The organism is Cellulomonas sp. CW35 (genome assembly GCF_052378485.1).
GTDB lineage: Bacteria > Actinomycetota > Actinomycetes > Actinomycetales > Cellulomonadaceae > Cellulomonas > Cellulomonas uda.
Genome location: NZ_CP199000.1, coordinates 2265424 through 2284624, shown reverse-complemented (window position 1 = coordinate 2284624; position 19201 = coordinate 2265424). Strand labels below are relative to the sequence as shown.

Here is a 19201-nt window from a genome sequence, read left to right as displayed (position 1 = left end):
GTGACCATGGACGAGCTGCGGGTGTGGGCTCCCGCGGGCCTGCGTGAGATCGTCCCGGGCGACGACCTCGTCGGCCTGCTCGTCGGCCTCCTGCGCGACGACGCCGCCGCCCACCCCGACCGTGCGCTCGCGGACGGGGACCTGCTGGTGCTGACCTCGAAGGTCGTCTCCAAGGCCGAGGGGCGCGTCGTCGCGGCCGACGACCGCGAGCAGGCGATCACGGCCGAGACCGTGCGGGTGGTCGCGACGCGCGAGCACGCCACGGGCGTCACGCGCATCGTCGAGAACCGGCTCGGGCTCGTCATGGCCGCCGCCGGGGTGGACGCGAGCAACACCCCCGAGGGCACGGTCCTGCTGCTGCCCCTCGACCCCGACGCGAGCGCCCGCACGCTGCGCGCCGGGATCGCGGCGGCGTTCGGCGTGCGGGTCGGGGTGCTCATGACCGACACCGCCGGGCGGCCGTGGCGCGACGGCGTCACCGACATCACGATCGGCGCCGCCGGCGTGCGGGTCCTGGACGACCTGCGGGGCGAGTCCGACTCGTTCGGCCGTCCGCTGACCATGACCGTGACGGCTGTGGCCGACGAGGTCGCGGCCGCCGCCGAGCTCGTCAAGGGCAAGGCGGCGGGCCGCCCGCTCGCGATCGTCCGCGGCCTGGCCGCGCACGTGCTCGACGACGACGGCTCCGGCGCCCGGGTGCTCGTGCGCACGGGGGAGCAGGACATGTTCCGCCAGGGCAGCGCCGAGGCCTACGCCCAGGGCTGGAAGGACGCCCTCGACGCCCGGCCCGAGTCCGACCCGAGCTGATGCCACGGCGCCGCGGGTTCCCGAGCCGACCCCGACGTCCGACGCCCGCGGCCTGGCCGGCTGCCCTGCGTCACGTCCGCTACCGGGCCGGTGGCCCTGCCTCACGTCCGCGCCCGGTCGTCGCATGACGCGGGTGCGTTGACCGGCTCGCCGGAACGGTCACGGAACTCGTACCGGGCGGGTGGGGCCGGGCCGGCGGACGGGCCGACCTCGCCCGCCGGTCCCTCGCCGGGCGGGTGCGTTCGCCGGCCGACGGTCAGGTCCTGCTCATGCACGTGGTGGTGATGGTGGCTGCACAGCAGCACGGCGTTCTCGAGGTCGGAGCGCCCGCCGTCGCGGTGCCACCAGCGGATGTGGTGGACCTCGCAGAACCGCGGCACGACGGCACACCCGTTCCACGCGCACATCCGGTCGCGCGTGACCACCGCGGTGCGTTGGGCCGGGGTGAACATCCGGCGGGTCCGACCGACGTCCAGCGGCAGCCCTCGCTCGTCCATCACGACGCGCGTCATCGCGCAGTCGCACAACGCCGCGGCGAGCTCGGAGCGGCTCAGGACGGTGCCGTCCTCGGTCGTCGCCGCCGGCACCGGGACGTCGGGGAGGACCGTCTGCGGCGGTGCGGTGCCGGTGGCGGAGCGGCCCGCGTCCAGACCTGTTGCCCGGCCGCCGGGTCCTGCGCCGTGCGCGAGCCGCCGCCGGACCTCGTCCCAGGTCGCCGCCGGGACGAGGAGGCTGACCTGGGCCACCGGGGCGCTCGCCGTCCCGCGGACCGTCTCCCCGTCGCGGGTGGTCGGACCGCGCCCGTCGCCGCGAGAGTCCGGGCCGGGTCCGTCGCCGTGGGCTCCCGGGCTGGGCTCCTCACCGCCGGGCGCCGGGCGGACGTCGGAGCGCAGGGCGTGCTGGGCGAGAGCGGCCAGGGCGTCCGCGCGGGCCTGCTCGTGGGTGCGGTCGTCGTCCTCGCGGTGGCCGGTCGCGTCGAGGGCGCGTGCGAGGATCTCGCCGCTCACCGGGTCGAGCCGCCCCTTGAGGAAGGTGCCGTCCGGGTGGTGGGTCACGTGCAGGAACCGCGCGCGTCGCGCGGCGGAGCGGGCGTCCTCGAGGCGGTCGTGGTCGTGCGAGGCCACCAGGGCCGCGAGCGAGCGCGCGAACTCCCGGACCTCCGTGCCCCGAGCGAGCTCCACGACCTGCGACTGCGTCGCTCCCTCGCGGAGCACGGCGGCGACGGTCTCGCTCGCGTCGTGCATCGTGCGCGCGAGCACGTCCGCGTGGCCCACGGGCATGACGTTGCGGCCGACGGCCTCACGCACCTGGTCGAGCTCGGCGAGCGCCTGCGCGGTGCCGACCTCACGCGCCGCGTGGAACCGCGACGTTCCGGTGAGCCGGGCGCGCGTGTCGAGGAACGCCCGCTCGCCCCCGACGGCCGCCGCGGAGTCGCGCTGCGCGACGAGCACGGGGGAGCGCAGCGTCGCGACGAGACCCGGCACGTGGTCCAGCACCCGCAGCACCCGGGCCCGCACCGCAGGGGCCCAGGCTGCTGCGCCGCGCGACCGGACGCTCGCCTCCGCGAGCAGCGCGACCACCGACTCGAGCGTCGCGAGGAGCGCCTCCCCGTCCTCGTCGGGACGGCAGCTCGAGGGCACGACGGCGCGGTCGGCGGACCCGCCCGCCTCGACACCACCGCTCTCGAACACGTGTTCGATGCTACGCGCATCGGGACGAGCCGGACACCGTCGTCCACAGACCGGACGACGCGGAGGACCGAGCCTGCGTGGCGTCAGCGAGCCTTCGCAGCCGCCTTCGCGGCCTTCTTCGTCTCCCGCACCTGGCCGAGCGAGACCGCGTCGGTCACGTCGGCGATCGACCGCCGCGCCCCGTCCTCGCCGTAGGCGCCGGCCGCCTCCCGCCAGCCGGCGGGCTGCACGCCGCGCTGCTTGCCGAGCAGCGCGAGGAAGATCCGGGCCTTCTGCTCGCCGAACCCGGGCAGCGCACGCAGCCGCTCGAGCACCGTCGCGCCGTCGGGGTCGCCGTCCGTCCAGATGCGGGTCACGTCGCCGTCGTACTCCTCGACGACCGCACGCGCGACGGCCTGGATGCGCCCGGCCATCGAGCCGGGGTAGCGGTGCACCGCCGGGGGAGTCGCACACAGGGCCGCGAACTCGTCGGGGTCGGCGTGCGCGAGCGCCTCGGGCGACAGCGTGCCGAGCCGGTCGAGGATCTTCGCGGGACCCGCGAACGCGGCCTCCATCGGGTACTGCTGGTCGAGGAGCATCCCGATCAGGAGCGCGAACGGGTCGGAGTCGAGGAGTTGGTCCGCGGCCGCGTCGCCGGTCATCCAGAGCGCCATGGCGGCCATTGTCCCCGGCCCGGCGCCGGGCGTCACGCGCGCCCGGTGAGTGCGATGACGGGCCGGCCCGTACGCGGGTGCACCAGGACGTCCGCGTCGACGCCGTACACCTCGCGCAGCAGCGGCGGCGTGAGCACGTCGGCCGGCGGGCCCGCGGCGACCAGGCGTCCGTCGGCGAGCACCAGCACGTGCGCGCAGAACGCCGCGGCGAGGTTGAGGTCGTGCAGCGCGGCGACGGTCGTGACGCCCAGGTCCCGGACGAACGCGAGCAGCGCGAGCTGCGCGGACACGTCGAGGTGGTTGGTCGGCTCGTCGAGCAGCAGCAGCTCGGGCTCCTGCGCGAGCGCTCGCGCGACGTGCACACGCTGCCGTTCGCCGCCGGACAGCGTGGACCACGTGCGGTCCACCAGGTGTGCGGCGCTCGCGGCCCGCAGCGCACGCAGCACCGCGTCGTCGTCGGGGTCCGTGCCCCACAGCGAGCGGTAGGGGATGCGGCCGAGCGCGACGACCTCCCGGACCGTGAGCGGGACGGTCGCGCTGGACTCCTGCTCGAGCAGCGCGACGCGCCGGGCGCGCAGGCGCCGGTCGAGCGTGTGCACGGGCGTGCGGCGAGCCCCCGGAGCACCGTCCGACGACGAGCGGTCGGACGACGTGCGGTCCGACGACGTGCGCTCCGACGACCCGGGCGCAGCGGGGACGAGGACCGCTCCCGCATCGGGCGGCAGCAGGCCCGCCACGAGCCGCAGCAGCGTCGTCTTGCCGGCGCCGTTCGGCCCGAGCAGCCCGGTGAGCGCACCGGCCGGGGGAGTCGCGTCGACCCCGTCGACCACCCACCGCCCGCCGAGCCGGACACCGACCCCGGAGATCGTCAGCTCCACGCCGTCCCCCGTCCCCGCCGCAGCAGCACGGCGAACACGGGAACGCCGACCATCGCGGTGACGATGCCCACGGGCAGCTCGCGCGGCGCGAAGACGGTCCGGGCGAGCGTGTCGGCCCAGACGAGGAACGTCGCGCCGGTGAGCGCGGCGACGGGCAGCAGGCGGCGGTGCGTGGGGCCGGTGAGCACGGACACGGCGTGCGGCAGGATCAGCCCGACGAACCCGATGGCGCCGCTCACGGCGACCATCGCGCCGGTGAGCAGCGCGACGAGCGTCATGAGCGTCCACCGCGTGCGGTCGACGTCGATGCCGAGCGCGGCGGCGGCGGTGTCGCCGAACGCGAACGCGTCGAGCCGGCCGCCGACGACCAGCAGCACGGACCCGACCACGAGCAGCGCGCTGCCGGCGATGGCGACCGACGGCCACGTGGCGCCCGCGAGCGACCCGAGGAGCCAGGACAGGATCTCGCGGTAGGAGTCCCCGGTCGCGGTCCAGAAGATGACGAACGACGTGCCCGCGGCCGCGAGCTGGGACACGGCGAGCCCCGCGAGCACGGCGCGCGTGGGGGTGACGGACCCGGCGGTGCGCGCGAGCGTCAGGGTCGCGACGAGCGCGGCGACCGCACCGGCGAACGCGGCGACGGGCAGCAGGAGCGACACGCCGACGACGAGCACGGCGACCGCCCCGAGCGACGCGCCCGACGAGAGCCCGAGCAGGTACGGGTCGGCCAGCGGGTTGCGCGTGAGCGACTGCATCACGGCGCCGGCGGTCGCGAGCCCCGCGCCGACGGCGGCCGCGGTGAGCACGCGCGGTGCGCGCAGGTCCCACACGATCGCGTCGTGCAGCGCGGGGACGTCCCCGACGAGCCCGAGGTGGTGGCCGACGACACGCGCGACCTGCCCGACGCCGAGCGCGGCGGGCCCGATCGTGACCGTGACGAGCAGGCTCAGGACGAGCAGGAGGAGGCCGCCGACGACGAGCGCCGCGAGCGGCGGCCGACGCGGGGGTCGCCGCTCGTCACCGCGCAGGTCGGCGCCGGGCGTCCCGGTCCTCGTCGTGCGCCGCACGCCGCGGTCAGCCCAGGCCCAGGGCGCGCGCCTGCTCGACGATCGACGCGACGGTGTCGGCGTTGCGCACGCCCGCCTCGCTCGCGGCGAACGGCACGACGACGTAGCGCTCCTGCTGCACGGCCTGCAGCGCGGCGGTGGCCGGGTTGGCGGCGAGCGCGGCCTTCTTGTCAGCGGCGGTGTTCCACGTCGAGTCGACGAGCACCAGCACGTCGGGGTCGGCCGCGACGACCTGCTCCCAGCCGACCGACGTCCACGTGTCGTGCACGTCGGCGAACACGTTGGTCAGCCCCGCGGCGTCGAGCAGCATCGCGGGCGCGCCGATGCCCGCGCCGACGAACGGGGTGTCGGTGCCGGACGACCACCACACGACGCTCGCGCCGTCGAGCGGGTCGACGCCGTCGAGCGTGGCCTGCTGCGCGGCGACCACCTGCTCGGCGGCCTCGGGCTCGCCGAGCAGGGCGCCCGCCTCGCGGATCTCGGCGAACACGTCGTCGAACGTGAGCGGGTCGGGCTGGTAGCCGGGCTCCTTGCACGCCGACGGTGCGACGTACGTGGCGATGCCGTGGCCGGTGAGCGTGTCGCGCTCCCCGACGCCGTCCGCGGAGAAGTTCGACTCCCACCCGCCGACGACGAGGTCCGGCTCGGCGGCGAGCAGCGCTTCCTGCCCGGGCACCTTGTCGGACAGGACGGGCACGTCGGCGAGGGCGGGCGCGAGGTCCTCGGGCGGCGGGCCGTCCGAGAACGCGGTCCCGACGAGGCGGTCGGCCGCCCCGAGCGCCGCGACGAGCTCGGTGGTCGACGACTTGATCGTCACGATGCGCTGCGGAGCGGTGTCGAGCGTCACCTCGGTGCCGCAGTTGTCGACGGTGACGGGGTACGACGACGCGGGAGACGCGTCGGCGGTCGTCGCGTCGGCCGCCGAGCCCGGGCGGTCGCCGTCCGAGGCGATGGCGCACCCGGCGAGCAGCAGCGGTGCGACGAGGACGGCGCTCGTGAGCCGGCGACGAGGACGGGCGGGCGTGGGCATGGGGCTCCTCCGGTGGGCGACACGCCGCGCACGCCGTCGGGCGCGGGCCAAGGGGTGCCGGCGCACGTCGCGCCGTGGAGGACCGTCCCAGTCGAGGGCGGTGCGACCTGGCCGAACGTCCGGCCGGGTTCCGCCGAAACCCTAAGGACCAGCGGGCCGCGCACGCAAACGTCGCGTGCACGGGGCGCCCCGCGCGTCGTAGCGTGCGACCGACCGCTCGCAGCGCCGACCGCGGACCGATACCGACACCAGGAGCCAGCATGACCAGCACCCCCCGCCGCGCCGTCGTCACGGGCGCGTCGTCCGGCATCGGCGCGGCGACCGTCCGCCGCCTGCGCGCACAGGGGTGGGACGTCGTCGCGACCGCGCGCCGCGCGGACCGGCTGGCGGCCCTCGCGGACGCGACGGGCGCCGAGACGTTCGTGGCCGACGTGACCTCGGACGACGACGTCGCGGCGCTCGTCGAGCACGTGCGCGCGACCGGGGGCCTCGACGCCGTGGTCAACAACGCGGGCGGCGCGTTCGGGCTCGACCCGGTCGAGTCGGGCGACCTCGCGCAGTGGCGCGCGATGTACGAGCTCAACGTGCTCGGCACGCTGCGGGTCACCCAGGGTCTGCTGCCGCTGCTGCGGGAGCGCGGCGCGGGTGACGTGGTCGTCGTGACGTCGACCGCGGCGCACGGCGCGTACCCGGGCGGCGCGGGGTACACCGGTGCGAAGTCCGCCGAGCACCTGCTCGCCCAGACGCTGCGGTGGGAGATCGTCGGCCAGCCGGTCCGCGTCATCGAGATCGCCCCGGGCGCGGTCGCGACCGAGGAGTTCTCGCTCGTGCGGTTCGACGGGGACGCCGAGCGTGCCGCGGCGGTGTACGAGGGGTACCAGCCGCTTCAGGCCGACGACGTCGCGGACACCATCGCGTGGTCGCTGTCGCGGCCCGCGCACGTCAACGTCGACCTGCTGGTCGTGCGGCCGCGCGCGCAGGCGAACAACACGACGACGGCGCGCACGGGCGTCTGACCGGAGCCGGTCCGCGGGCGCACGCCCGCCCCGTGAGACGACGACGCCCCCGGGTGGGCTCGTCGGCGGGCGGACGTAGTGTGACGGGATGCCCCCCGGACGTCCCTCGCGCAGCGTGCTCCTGCGCCTCGTGCACTGGGGTCGGCCGGCGGTCCCGCGCATCGTCGTGGGCGGGCTCACGGCGCTCGGTGCGAGCCTGCTCGCGCTCGCGGTGCCGCAGGTGCTGCGCTCGGTGGTCAACGGGCCGCTGCTCACGGACGGGTCGCGGACGGCGGTCGTCGAGGCCGCCGGGCTGGTGCTCGCGCTGGGCGTGCTCGAGGCGTTCCTGGTGTGGTGCCGGCGGACGCTGATCCTCACACCGGGCACGGGCGTCGAGCTCACGATGCGGCGCGACCTGTTCCGCCACCTGCTCGACCTGCCGGTCGAGTTCCACGACCGCTGGTCGGGCGGGCAGCTGCTGTCGCGCTCGATGAGCGACCTGTCGGTCATCCGCCGCTGGATGGTGTTCGGCCTCGTCATGCTGTGCGTGAGCGCGACGACCGTGGTGGTCGGCGTCGGCCTCATGATCGCGACGGCGCCCGTGCTCGGCCTGGTCTACCTCGCGGGTGCGGTGCCGGTCGTCTGGCTCGGGTTCCGGTTCCGGCAGGACTACAAGGTGGTCGCGCGCCGCGCGCGCGACCAGGCGGGTGACCTCGCGACGACGGTCGAGGAGTCGGTGCACGGCATCCGGGTGCTCAAGGCGTTCGGCCGCGGCGAGGACGCGCTCGGTGACTTCGTGCGGCAGGCCGACGAGCTGCGCGCGACCGAGGTCGCCAAGGCGCGCACGCAGTCGCGCGTGACGTTCGCACTGGGTGCGATCCCGGAGGCGGTGCTCGCGGTGTCCCTCGAGGTCGGTGTGCCGCTCGCCGCGGCGGGCCGCGTGTCGGTCGGTGCGCTCGTCGCGTTCTTCGCGACCGCGGCGATCGTCAACGCGCCCGTCGAGCGGCTCGGCAACCTGCTCGCGATGACGCTCGACGCGCGTGCCGCGACCGAGCGGTTCGTGCAGGTGGTCGACACCGTCCCGACGGTGCGTGACCCGCAGGCCCCGGTCGCGCTGCCGCCCCGCCCGGCCGGCGGCTCGCTCGTGGAGCTCGACGGCGTGCACTTCGCGCACCCGGCGCGCGGGTCGGGGCCGGTGGCGGAGGTCCTCGCGGGCGTCGACCTGCGCCTCGAGCCCGGGACGACGACCGCGCTGGTCGGCCTGACCGGCAGCGGCAAGACGACGCTGCTGCAGCTCGTCCCACGGTTGTACGACGTGACGGCCGGCGCGGTGCGCGTCGACGGCGTCGACGTGCGGGACCTCACCCGCGCCCAGCTGCGCGCGGCGGTGTCCGTCGCGTTCGAGGACCCGATCCTGTTCTCCGCGTCGGTGCGCGAGAACGTGCTGCTCGGCACGCCCGCCGACCTGCCCGCCGAGGAGGCGGAGGACCTGCTGCAGGGCTCGCTCGACGTCGCGCGCGCGGGCTTCGCCCGCGACCTGCCCGACGGGCTCGCCACGGTCATCGGCGAGGAGGGCCTGAGCCTGTCCGGCGGGCAGCGCCAGCGCGTGGCGCTCGCTCGCGCGATCGCCGTGCGCCCCCGCGTGCTGCTGCTCGACGACCCGCTGTCCGCGCTCGACGTGAGCACGGAGGCGCAGGTCACCGCGCGCCTGCGGGAGGTGCTCGCGGGCACGACGACGCTCGTCGTCGCGCACCGTCCGTCGACGGTCGCGCTCGCGGACCGCGTCGCCGTGCTCGAGGACGGCCGGATCACGGGCGTGGGCACGCACGCCGAGCTGCTCGCGACGCACGCGCACTACCGGTACGTGCTCACGGCCCAGGACGCGGTGGACGACGCGGCGCGCGCGGCGGACCGCAGGGCGCAGGACGCGGACGTGCGCGAGGACGAGGAGCGCACGGCCGACGAGGCCGCCGACGAGGCCTCCGACGAGTGGGTCGAGACCGTGCGATGACGACACCCACGACCCAGCCCGGCCGGGCGCCCGCGAGCCCGCCGCCCGCGGACGCGGCGTCCGACGAGGCGCTCGAGGACCCGCGCGTCGTCCGCCGCCGCTCGCTCGGGCTGCTCGGCTCGCTGCTGCGCCCGGTCGCGCGACCCGCGTGGTGGACGGTCGCGCTCGTCGTCCTCGCGCAGCTCGCGGCGGTCGCCGGGCCCGCGCTCGTCGCCTACGGCATCGACTCGGCGCTGCCTGCCCTCGCGGACGACGGTGACGCGCGTCCGCTCGTCGTCGCAGCGGGCGTGTACCTGGTGCTCGCGGTCGGGGGAGGCCTGCTCTCCGCGCAGGTGGTGCGCGCGTCCGCGCGCGTGAGCCAGGCGGTGCTGCTGGACCTGCGCGGCCGGCTGTTCCGGCACACGCAGCGCCTGAGCCTGGAGTTCCACGAGCGCTACACCTCGGGCCGGATCATCTCCCGGCAGACGTCGGACACGGACGCGCTGCGCGAGCTCCTCGACGGCGGTGTCACCACGCTCGCGTCGTCCGGGCTCGCGATGGTGCTCACCGCGACGTCGCTCGCGCTGCTCGACTGGCGCAGCGGCCTGGTGCTGCTGGTCGCGGTGGTCCCGGGCGTGGTGCTCACGCGGTGGTTCCAGCTGCGCTCGCAGCGCCAGTACCGCCTCAACCGGACCGCCGCCGCGCGCGTGATCGTGCGGTTCGTGGAGACCATGACGGGCATCCGCGCGGTGCAGGCGTTCCGTCGTGAGGAGGCGGCCGGGCACGTGTACGGCGCGGAGGCCGAGGTCTACCGCCGCACGACGGCCGACGCGATCCGCGTCAACGGCGTGTTCGACACGGGGCTGACGCTGATCGGGAACGTCACGGTCGCGGGGGTGCTGCTGGTCGGCGGCCTGCGTGTGCTCGACGACGGGCTGGACGTGGGGGTGCTGGTGGCCGCGGTGCTGTACGCGCGGAGGTTCTTCCAGCCGCTGCAGCAGATCGGGATGTTCTACAACTCGTTCCAGTCGGCGACCGCGGCGCTCGAGAAGCTCTCGGCGCTCCTCGCGCAGGAGCCGTCGGTGCCCGACCCGCAGCACCCCGTCGCGCTGCGTGAGGTGCGCGGCGACGTGCGGTTCAGGGGTGTCGAGTTCGGCTACGGCGACGGGCCGGGCGTGCTGCCCGCGCTCGACCTGCACGTGCCGGCGGGGCAGTCGCTCGCGCTCGTCGGCGAGACGGGCGCGGGCAAGTCCACGGTCGCGAAGCTGCTCGCGCGGTTCTACGACGTGCGGGCGGGAGCGGTGCTGCTCGACGGGGTCGACGTGCGCGACGTCGCGCCCGGCGACCTGCGCCGAGCGGTCGTCATGGTGACCCAGGAGGCGTACCTGTTCTCCGGGTCGGTCGCCGCGAACATCGCGCTCGGCCGTCCGGGCGCGTCGCGCGCTCAGGTCGAGGCGGCGGCGCGTGCCGTCGGCGTGCACGAGCTCGTGGCGTCGCTCCCGGACGGGTACGACACGCTCGTCGACAAGCGCGGCGGGCGGCTGTCGGCGGGGCAGCGCCAGCTCGTCGCGTTCGCGCGCGCGTTCCTGGCCGACCCGGCCGTGCTGATCCTCGACGAGGCGACCAGCTCGCTCGACGTCCCCGGTGAGGCGCTCGTGCAGCGCGGCCTGCGCACGCTGCTCGCGGGTCGCACGGCCGTGGTGATCGCGCACCGGTTGTCGACCGTCATGGGCTCGGACCGGGTGCTCGTCGTCGACGGCGGGCGCGTCGTCGAGGACGGCGCCCCGGCCGACCTCGCGACGGCGGGCGGCCGGTTCGCCGAGCTGTACGACGACTGGCAGGCCACGCTGCGCACGCCGTAGCACCCGAGCGCGCGCGGCGGGGCGTTCAGCGCGACGCGGCCCAGGCGTGCAGGGCCTCGCGCACGAACGCGGCGCCCTGCGGGCCGCCGTAGGTCGCGCCGAACCGCTCGTCGGCCACGTAGAGCTCGGCCAGGCCCAGCACGTACTCGACCGGGGCGCCGGTGCCGTGGCCCGGCGTGCCGGGGATGGACGTGAGCCACGCGACGTGGCGGGCGGCAAGCACCTGCGCCTCGTCGGACGCGGGGTCGGTGCCCGTGGCGGCGGCCGCGGCCCAGTCGGCGGCGAGCCGCGCGGTGCGCGCCTGCCAACCCTTCTTCTCGTCGTCGGGCATCCCTCGCCACCACGCGTCCGAGGTCGCGTACGCGTCGGCACCCCAGCGCTGCTCGACCTCGTCCTTGTACTGCGTGTGGTCGAACCCGTCGAACATCTCCTCGGCCATCACAGGCCCTCCTTCCTCTCGTGCGGTGATCGTCCGCTCGACCGAGGCGACGAGCCGCTCCAGCCGGCGCTGCTCGTCGCGCAGCCAGGCGAGGTGACGCCGCAGCGCGACGACCTCGTCCTGCTCGCGGTCCAGGACCCGACCGATCTCGGTGAGCCCCAGGCCGAGCTCGCGCAGGAGCAGGATGCGTTGCAGCCGGACGAGCGCGGCGTCGTCGTACCAGCGATGGCCACCTGCGGCGACACGGCTCGGCGGCAGCAGGCCGACCGCGTCGTAGTGCCGCAGCGTGCGGCTCGTCGTGCCCGTCAGGCGCGCGACCTCCTGGATCGACGCCTCCATCGCTCCTCCTCGTGCGGTCGTCGTGCTGTCGTGCGGACGAGATCCACGGTAGGAGTTGACGTCGCGTCAAGATCAAGCGAGGAGGACGAGGTGCGTCCGAGCGGTTCGCCCGGCGCTCGACCGCGTCACGCCGTCGGCCTGAGCCCCACGAGCCCGAGCGCCGCGGCGACGAGCGCGGCCGGGGAGTCCACGACGGCCCGCGCGCCCGCGCCCTCGAGCTCCGCGCGGTCGCCGAAGCCCCACAGCACGCCGACGCAGGGCAGCCCGTTCTCCCGGGCGCCCTCGACGTCGTGCTCGCGGTCGCCCACCATCACGGCGCGCACGTCCGGCCCGAGCGACGCCACGGCCCGCGCGATGATCTGGCCCTTGGTGTCGCTCTCGTCGTCGGGTGCGCCGAACACGCCGTCCAGCAGGGGAGCCAGGCCCAGGCGCTCCAGGACCGGGACCGCGAACGTGTGCGGCTTGGCGGTCGCGACGACGAGCCGCGCCCCGGCGGCCCGCAGCCCGGCCAGCGCCTGCGGCACCCCGTCGAACACGTGGGCCATGTGGTTCCCGCGCTCGGCGAACGCGCGCTGGTAACCGGCGACGACCGCGTCGTGCAGCTCGGGCGGGACGCCCACGCGCCGCGCGGAGTCGTGGATGGGCGGGCCGATGAACGAGCGCAGCACCGCGTCGTCGGGCGGGACCAGCCCGGCGCCGCGGAACCCCGCACGCAGGGAGTCGACCACCCCGTCACCGGAGTCGATGAGCGTCCCGTCGAGGTCCAGCAGCACGGCAGCAGTCACCCGCTGATCCTGCCACCGCTCGGCGGGCGCCCTGTCCGCCGTGGCCCGTCCGCCCGCCGTGAGGCTGATGTGTCGCGATGGGCACGTGGCGGCAACCTCGGCGCAACACCCGCTGCCTAGCGTGCAGCACGTGACGACCACCGCCGTCCGCGACCGCGTGCGTGACGACTTCGGGCTCGAGGTCGAGACCCTCGAACCGGTGACCACGCACGCCACCGCCCGGCTGTGGCGTGCGACGGTCGGGCCGAGCCGGTACGCCGTGCGGTGGACGTCGACGACGAGCGCGGCCGCGCAGGTCGCGCTCGCGCTGGCGCGCACGCTCCCGCAGCGCCCGCAGGAGCTCTTGCCGGCACCGGCGACGTTCGCGCCGCCGCTGCTCACCCGGCGCGGGGCGCCCGCGGCCGACCACGACGGCGGGCGGCTGTCCGTCACGCCGTGGCTCGACGGCCCGACCGGCCGGGACGTGCCGCTGACGCCGCCGCAGTGGACCGCGTTCGGTCGGCTCGTCGCGCGGGTGCACGCGCTCGCGCCGACGAGCGTGCCCGGGCTGACGCGCGAGTCGTTCGACCCGACGGAGCGGCTCGCGCGCACCGCCGAGATCGACGACGAGGTCGCGCGCACGCTGCGGGGCGAGCGGGACGCCGCCGCCCGGGCCGCCGCCGAGACGTGGCGTGCGGCGGGTCCGCGCATCGCCGCGGTGCGCGCCCGTGCGGTGCGGACGGGCCACCGGCTGCGCGACCAGGGCCGCGACGTCCCGCTCGTCGTCTGCCACGCGGACGCCCACGTGGGGCACGTGGTCGCGACGGGGCCGCGGGACGTCGCGCTGCTGGACTGGGAGCACGCGTGCGTGGCACCCGCCGAGCAGGACCTGATGTTCGTGCTCGGGGGAGTGCTGCCGGGGCTGCGCGTGACGGTCGAGCAGTCGGCCGCGTTCCTGACGGGCTACGGCCGCGTGGACATCGACGAGGACCGGCTCGCGTACGCGCGGTGCGTCCGCGCGCTGCAGGACCTCACGGCGACCGCGGCGACCGCGCTCGACCGCGACGCGCCCCGCGCGCGGCGCGTCGCGGCGCTCGCGGACCTCGGTGCGCACCTGGGGCCCGACGGCGGTCTCGCCGCCGCGCTCGAGTGACGGCGGGTCAGGCCGGTGTGCGGGCGAGCAGCTCCAGCGCGGCGCGCGGCAGGTCGTCGGTCTCGTCGACGAGCGCGTCCGCCTCGGCGAGCTCGCCCGGCTCGGCGTAGCCCCAGGTGACGCCGAGGCACGGCACCCCGTTCGCGTGCGCGCCGACGACGTCGTGGCTGCGGTCCCCGACCATGACCGCGGGCCCGTGGCCCGGCACGCTCGCGAGCGCGGCGGCCACGACGAGCGCCTTGCTGCTCGGCACGTCGTCCGGCGGGGCGCCGAACACACCGTCGACCAGCGCGTCGATCCCGAGGTACGCGCACACCGGGTCCGCCCGGACCTGCGGCTTGGACGTGGCCACCAGGAGCGTGCAGCCCGCCGCGCGCAGCGCTCGCAGCGCGTCGAGGACACCCGGGTACGCGCGCGTCTCGCGCAGCGCGCCCGCGTCGTAGTGCGCGCGGTACGCGGCGAGCGCGGCCGGGACCAGGTCCTCGGGCACGCCGTGCGCGCGCAGGCTGTCCTGCAGGGGCGGTCCGACGAACGAGCGCAGCGCCGCCGCCGAGGGCACCGGCAGCCCGAGCGAGCCGTACGCGGCGGCGACGCTCGCGGTGATGCCGGGCGCCGACTCGCTGAGCGTCCCGTCGAGGTCGAGCAGCACCACGGGCGCGGCCGACGGGTCGGTCGTGGTCGGCGTCGTGGTCGGCGGGGTGGTCGGCAGGGTCGCGTGCGTGGTCGCGTGCGTGGTCACGTGCATGGTCACGCGCAGGACTATGCCGTACGGACGCGTGCGGCCCTGGGCTACCCTGGGCGGACAGGCACCGATCCGGCCATCACCGGGGAGCCTCCGGAAGAACGGGTCGCCACGCTCGCGCGGCGGCCTCACTAGAACCGGACGGGTAGGCCCGTCACAGCCGTCACGAGTGGTCGACGCGCCGTCGCCGCCGGGCTCAGGCCGGCGAGGACGACGAGCCGGCAAGTGAGGTGGTACCGCGGTGGTCCGGCCGGTCCGGGCGATCGTCCTCGCAGCCGACGCGACGCACGCACCTGCCGAACCAGCACGTGCCGACCACAGGAGACGCCCCGGTGACCGATCGTCACTACCCGTTGCACCGCGACGAGCCCGTCGCGCCCTCGCCCGACCTGCCCGCGCTCGAGCGCGAGGTGCTCGCGCACTGGGCGGCCGACGGCACGTTCCAGGCCTCGATCGACCAGCGGGACGCGGGCGAGGACGGCAGCAACGAGTTCGTCTTCTACGACGGTCCGCCGTTCGCCAACGGCCTGCCGCACTACGGGCACCTGCTGACGGGGTACGCGAAGGACGTCGTGCCGCGCTACCAGACCATGCGGGGCCGCCGCGTGGAGCGCCGGTTCGGCTGGGACACGCACGGGCTGCCCGCGGAGCTCGAGGCGCAGCGCCTCCTGGGCATCAAGGACAAGGCCCAGATCGAGGAGATGGGCATCGCGGTGTTCAACGCGGCGTGCCGTGAGTCGGTCCTGAAGTACACCCAGGAGTGGCGCGAGTACGTGACGCGGCAGGCCCGGTGGGTGGACTTCGACAACGACTACAAGACGCTCGACGTGTCGTTCATGGAGTCCGTGATCTGGGGCTTCAAGCAGCTGTTCGACAAGGGGCTGGCGTACGAGGGCTACCGCGTCCTGCCGTACTGCTGGGTCGACGAGACGCCGCTGTCGAACCACGAGCTGCGCATGGACGACGACGTGTACGCGAGCCGGCAGGACCCGGCGCTCACCGTGGGCGTGCGGCTCGAGACCGGTGAGCTCGCGCTGATCTGGACGACGACGCCGTGGACGCTGCCGAGCAACCTGGCGGTCGCGGTCGGTCCGGACGTGGAGTACGTGACGGTCGAGCCCGCGCCGGACTCGCCGTTCGGCCAGGCGCACCCCGGCGAGCGCGTGCTGCTCGCGGCGCCCCGCCTCGCCGCGTACGCGCGCGAGCTCGGCGAGGCCACCGTGGTCGCCACGACCCTGGGCCGCGACCTCGCCGGCCGGCGCTACACGCCGCCGTTCGACTACTTCGTCGGCCACGAGAACGCGCACCAGGTGCTGGTCGCGGACTTCGTGACGACAGAGGACGGCTCGGGCCTGGTGCACCTCGCGCCCGCGTTCGGCGAGGACGACATGGCGGCGTGCGACGCGGCGGGCATCGCCGCGGTCGTGCCGGTCGACGACGGCGGCCGGTTCACCGCGCTCGTCGGCGACTACGCGGGTCAGCAGGTGTTCGACGCGAACAAGCCGATCATCGCGGACCTCAAGGCGGGCACGGGTCCCCTCGCGCGCGTCGCGGAGCAGCAGCGCGCGCTCGTCGTGCGGCACGAGACGTACGAGCACTCCTACCCGCACTGCTGGCGCTGCCGGAACCCGCTGATCTACAAGGCGGTCTCGTCGTGGTTCGTGCGGGTCACGGACTTCCGTGACCGGATGGTCGAGCTCAACCAGGAGATCTCCTGGACCCCCGAGCACATCAAGGACGGCCAGTTCGGCAAGTGGCTCGCGGGTGCGCGCGACTGGTCGATCAGCCGCAACCGGTACTGGGGGACGCCGATCCCGGTGTGGGTCTCGGACGACCCGACGTACCCGCGCGTGGACGCGTACGGCTCGCTCGCGGAGCTCGAGCGCGACTTCGGCCGCGTGCCGACCAACGAGCAGGGTGAGCCCGACCTGCACCGCCCGTACATCGACGAGCTGACCCGCCCGAACCCGGACGACCCGACGGGCGCCTCGACCATGCGTCGCATCCCCGACGTGCTGGACGTGTGGTTCGACTCGGGCTCGATGCCGTTCGCGCAGGTGCACTACCCGTTCGAGAACCGCGACTGGTTCGAGCACCACTACCCGGGCGACTTCATCGTCGAGTACATCGGGCAGACCCGCGGCTGGTTCTACACGCTGCACGTGCTCGCCACGGCGATCTTCGACCGGCCGTCGTTCCGCAACGTCATGTGCCACGGGATCGTGCTCGGCGACGACGGCCGCAAGGCGTCGAAGTCGCTGCGCAACTTCCCGGACCCGGTCGAGATGTGGGACGTCTACGGCTCCGACGCGGTGCGCTGGTCGCTCATGTCGAGCACGATCCTGCGCGGCGGGAACCTCATCGTCGCGGAGGAGGGCATCCGCGACGGCGTGCGCCAGGTGCTGCTGCCGCTGTGGAGCACGTACTACTTCTTCACGCTTTACGCGGGCGCCGCGAACGGCGGTGCCGGGCTGACGGCGCGGCTCGTCGACGCGCAGAGCACCGCGTCGCTGAGCACCGCGGACCGTGACCTGCTGGCGCGCACGCGCGAGCTCGTCGTGACGGTCACCGAGCGGCTCGACGCGTACGACCCGCCGGGGGCGTGCGAGGCGGTGCGCCAGCACCTCGACGTGCTGACCAACTGGTACGTGCGCACGCAGCGGCAGCGGTTCTGGGACGAGGACGTCGCGGCGTTCGACACGCTGTTCACCGCGCTCGAGACGCTCACGCGCGTCATGGCCCCGCTCGCGCCGCTGGTCACGGAGGAGATCTGGCGCGGCCTGACGGGTGGGCGCAGCGTGCACCTGACCGACTGGCCGACGCCCGCCGCGATCGTCACGAACCCGGGCCCCGGCGCGTCGACCGTCACGGACGACTCGGCCGCGACCGGCGCGCAGTTCACGGACGCGGAGCTCGTCGCCGCCATGGACCGGGTGCGCGAGATCGTGTCGACCACGCTCGGGCTGCGCAAGGCGAGCGGCCTGCGCGTGCGTCAGCCGCTGCGCGAGCTGCGCGTCGCGATCCCGTTCCCGCGCCTCGCGCTGCCGTTCACCGACCTCATCGCGTCCGAGGTGAACGTCAAGAGCGTCGCCGTGCACTCGGTCGACGATGCGGCGGCCTCCGAGTTCGGTGTCTGGACGCGGCTCGACGTCAACGCGCGCGCGGCCGGCCCGCGCCTCGGCAAGGCCGTGCAAGGCGTCATCCGCGCGGCGAAGGCGGGGGACTGGGAGCAGACGGCCGACGGGGTCGTCGTGCGGACGCCCGAGGGGGACGTGCCGCTGCTCGAGACGGAGTACAAGCTCGTCGCCGCGGTGCGGGACGAGGAGGGCGACGAGGTCGCGGCCGCCGTGCTGCCCGAGCGCGGGTTCGTCGTGCTCGACATCGCGCTCGACGACGCGCTGCGCGCCGAGGGCTACGCGCGCGACGTGGTGCGTGCCGTGCAGGACGCCCGCAAGGCGGCCGGGCTGCACGTCGCGGACCGGATCGCGCTGTCGCTCACGGTCCCGGGGGAGCACGTCGCGGACGTCGAGGCGCACCGCGACTTCGTGGCGGACGAGACGCTCGCGGTCGAGCTGACGGTGACGGCCGGGGCGGCGCTCGACGTCGCGGTCGCGAAGCGCCAGGTCTGACACCCGACGACGGCGCGGTGCCCACGAGGCCCGCGCCGTCGTCGCGTCTCAGTCGATCGTCGAGCCCGAGCGGACGAACGCCTTGCCCAGGTAGAAGACGCTGCGGAACTTGTACGTCCAGAACCGGGCGCCGGTGTTCTTGGTGACGGTCGAGTCGGTGATCGTGAGCGTGCCCGTGCGGTCGTTGCTCACGTAGAACACGCCGGGGCCGCCCTCGGGCGCGACGTTCCGCTGGATCGTGGAGCGCTCGATCGTCACCGACTGCCGCGTGCCGTCGAAGTACACCGCGCCGCCGTTGCCGCCCTGCCCGCTGGACGCGCCCGAGCCGGTCGCGGTGTTGCCCGTGAACGTCGAGTCGCGGATCAGGAGCGGGGCCTGCAGCGACGACACGGCGCCGCCGTTCGCGCACGCGTTGTCCGTGAACGTCGACTCGAGGACCCGCGCGGACTCCTTCTGGCCGACGACGCGGATCGCGCCACCACCCGCGTCGGGGTGCTGCTGCACGCAGCGGTTGTCGCGGAACGTCGCGCGCTGCACGGTGAGCCGCCCACCGCGCATCGCGATCGCGCCGCCGCCACCCCCGCCACCCACGGACGCCTTTCCCGCGGGCGTGCGGCTCGCGTCGCCGCGCGTGAACGTGATGTCCTTGACCAGCACGTACGGCGTGGTCTGCGTGTCGCAGCGGCTGTCGATCCAGCCGAACGACTCCTCGCACGTGTTGGCGTACAGGATCCCGCGCGCGCCCTGCCCGGACAGCGTGACCTTGCCGCCGCCGTCGAGCACGAGCTGCTGGACGACCTTCGCCTTCGGGTCCTGCCAGGGGTGCCGGCACGTCGTGGTGTTGCACACGAACAGCGTGCGGTCCAGGGCGATCGTGACGTCCTTCGGCCCGCAGTCGAACCGCACGGTCCCGCCCGACTTCACGGCGTACGCGAGCGCGGCGGGCGTGCACGACGCGGGCGTGCCGGTGCCGACCACCTTCACCACGCCGGACGTGCCGGGGGTCGCGGCGGACGCGGGCGCGGCGAGCCCCGCGGCGCCGACGAGCGCGGTGGCGACGACGAGCGCGGTGGCGCCGACGAGCGCGGCGGCGCGGGCGCGGCGCACGCGGTGGGCCGACGCGCGGGGGTCGAGGGTCATCCGCCGACCGTAGCCGCTGCGT

Annotated in this window: 15 protein-coding genes; 6 read left to right on the top strand and 9 right to left on the bottom strand. The window is 75.3% G+C overall.

Annotation, left to right across the window (positions count from 1 at the left end; translation table 11 throughout):
• Positions 1-6: 6 nt before the first annotated feature.
• Entirely contained in the window at positions 7-807 is an 801-nt protein-coding gene (gene cofE, locus ACT17Q_RS10445; protein ID WP_444665385.1) for a coenzyme F420-0:L-glutamate ligase, read from the top strand.
• A 101-nt stretch (positions 808-908) separates the two neighbouring features.
• Here cofE and ACT17Q_RS10440 read toward each other — a convergent pair whose 3' ends face one another.
• The 5 genes from ACT17Q_RS10440 to ACT17Q_RS10420 form a co-directional block, all read right to left on the bottom strand.
• Positions 909-2498, bottom strand: coding sequence for an HNH endonuclease (locus tag ACT17Q_RS10440; protein ID WP_444662305.1), 1590 nt, complete (start codon positions 2496-2498; stop codon positions 909-911).
• 83 nt (positions 2499-2581) lie between these two features.
• Entirely contained in the window at positions 2582-3151 is a 570-nt protein-coding gene (locus ACT17Q_RS10435) for an HhH-GPD-type base excision DNA repair protein (RefSeq protein ID WP_444662303.1), read from the bottom strand.
• A 32-nt stretch (positions 3152-3183) separates the two neighbouring features.
• A complete protein-coding gene (locus ACT17Q_RS10430) occupies positions 3184-4029 on the bottom strand; it encodes a putative F420-0 ABC transporter ATP-binding protein (RefSeq protein WP_444662301.1) in 846 nt (281 codons plus the stop codon).
• The gene (locus ACT17Q_RS10425) at positions 4020-5096 is read right to left on the bottom strand and encodes a putative F420-0 ABC transporter permease subunit (protein WP_371860745.1); all 1077 of its coding nucleotides are present in this window, start codon (positions 5094-5096) and stop codon (positions 4020-4022) included. The genes ACT17Q_RS10430 and ACT17Q_RS10425 overlap by 10 nt, the downstream gene beginning before the upstream one ends.
• A gap of 7 nt (positions 5097-5103) precedes the next feature.
• Positions 5104-6126 (bottom strand): putative F420-0 ABC transporter substrate-binding protein, encoded by a 1023-nt coding sequence (locus ACT17Q_RS10420; RefSeq protein ID WP_268532094.1) that lies wholly within the window; start codon positions 6124-6126, stop codon positions 5104-5106.
• Between the two features lie 260 nt (positions 6127-6386).
• Here ACT17Q_RS10420 and ACT17Q_RS10415 point away from each other — a divergent pair, with 260 nt between their 5' ends.
• From ACT17Q_RS10415 to ACT17Q_RS10405, 3 genes are all read left to right on the top strand, one after another.
• A complete protein-coding gene (locus tag ACT17Q_RS10415) occupies positions 6387-7142 on the top strand; it encodes an SDR family oxidoreductase (RefSeq protein WP_444662298.1) in 756 nt (251 codons plus the stop codon).
• A gap of 88 nt (positions 7143-7230) precedes the next feature.
• Positions 7231-9132 (top strand): ABC transporter ATP-binding protein, encoded by a 1902-nt coding sequence (locus ACT17Q_RS10410; RefSeq protein WP_444662296.1) that lies wholly within the window; start codon positions 7231-7233, stop codon positions 9130-9132.
• Positions 9129-10973: an ABC transporter ATP-binding protein gene (locus ACT17Q_RS10405; RefSeq protein WP_444662294.1), complete on the top strand. Its 1845-nt coding sequence runs from the start codon at positions 9129-9131 to the stop codon at positions 10971-10973. The genes ACT17Q_RS10410 and ACT17Q_RS10405 overlap by 4 nt, the downstream gene beginning before the upstream one ends.
• A 25-nt stretch (positions 10974-10998) precedes the next feature.
• Here the strand turns inward: ACT17Q_RS10405 and ACT17Q_RS10400 are convergent, their stop codons facing one another.
• Positions 10999-11751, bottom strand: a complete 753-nt coding sequence (locus ACT17Q_RS10400) for a MerR family transcriptional regulator (protein WP_444662292.1) — start codon at positions 11749-11751, stop codon at positions 10999-11001.
• Between the two features lie 125 nt (positions 11752-11876).
• Positions 11877-12536, bottom strand: coding sequence for an HAD hydrolase-like protein (locus tag ACT17Q_RS10395; RefSeq protein WP_444662290.1), 660 nt, complete (start codon positions 12534-12536; stop codon positions 11877-11879).
• 130 nt (positions 12537-12666) lie between these two features.
• Here ACT17Q_RS10395 and ACT17Q_RS10390 point away from each other — a divergent pair, with 130 nt between their 5' ends.
• A complete protein-coding gene (locus ACT17Q_RS10390; protein ID WP_444662288.1) occupies positions 12667-13668 on the top strand; it encodes a phosphotransferase enzyme family protein in 1002 nt (333 codons plus the stop codon).
• A 7-nt stretch (positions 13669-13675) separates the two neighbouring features.
• Here the strand turns inward: ACT17Q_RS10390 and ACT17Q_RS10385 are convergent, their stop codons facing one another.
• Complete coding sequence (locus ACT17Q_RS10385; RefSeq protein WP_444665384.1) at positions 13676-14413, bottom strand: HAD hydrolase-like protein; 738 nt, start codon at positions 14411-14413, stop codon at positions 13676-13678.
• Positions 14414-14742: 329 nt separating this feature from the next.
• Between ACT17Q_RS10385 and ileS the strand changes: the two genes are divergently transcribed.
• Positions 14743-18039 carry an isoleucine--tRNA ligase gene (ileS, locus tag ACT17Q_RS10380; RefSeq protein ID WP_444662286.1) on the top strand — a complete coding sequence of 1099 codons (3297 nt, stop codon included), beginning with the start codon at positions 14743-14745 and terminating at the stop codon, positions 18037-18039.
• 48 nt (positions 18040-18087) lie between these two features.
• Here ileS and ACT17Q_RS10375 read toward each other — a convergent pair whose 3' ends face one another.
• Positions 18088-19179, bottom strand: coding sequence for a hypothetical protein (locus ACT17Q_RS10375; protein WP_157732484.1), 1092 nt, complete (start codon positions 19177-19179; stop codon positions 18088-18090).
• Positions 19180-19201 lie beyond the last annotated feature (22 nt).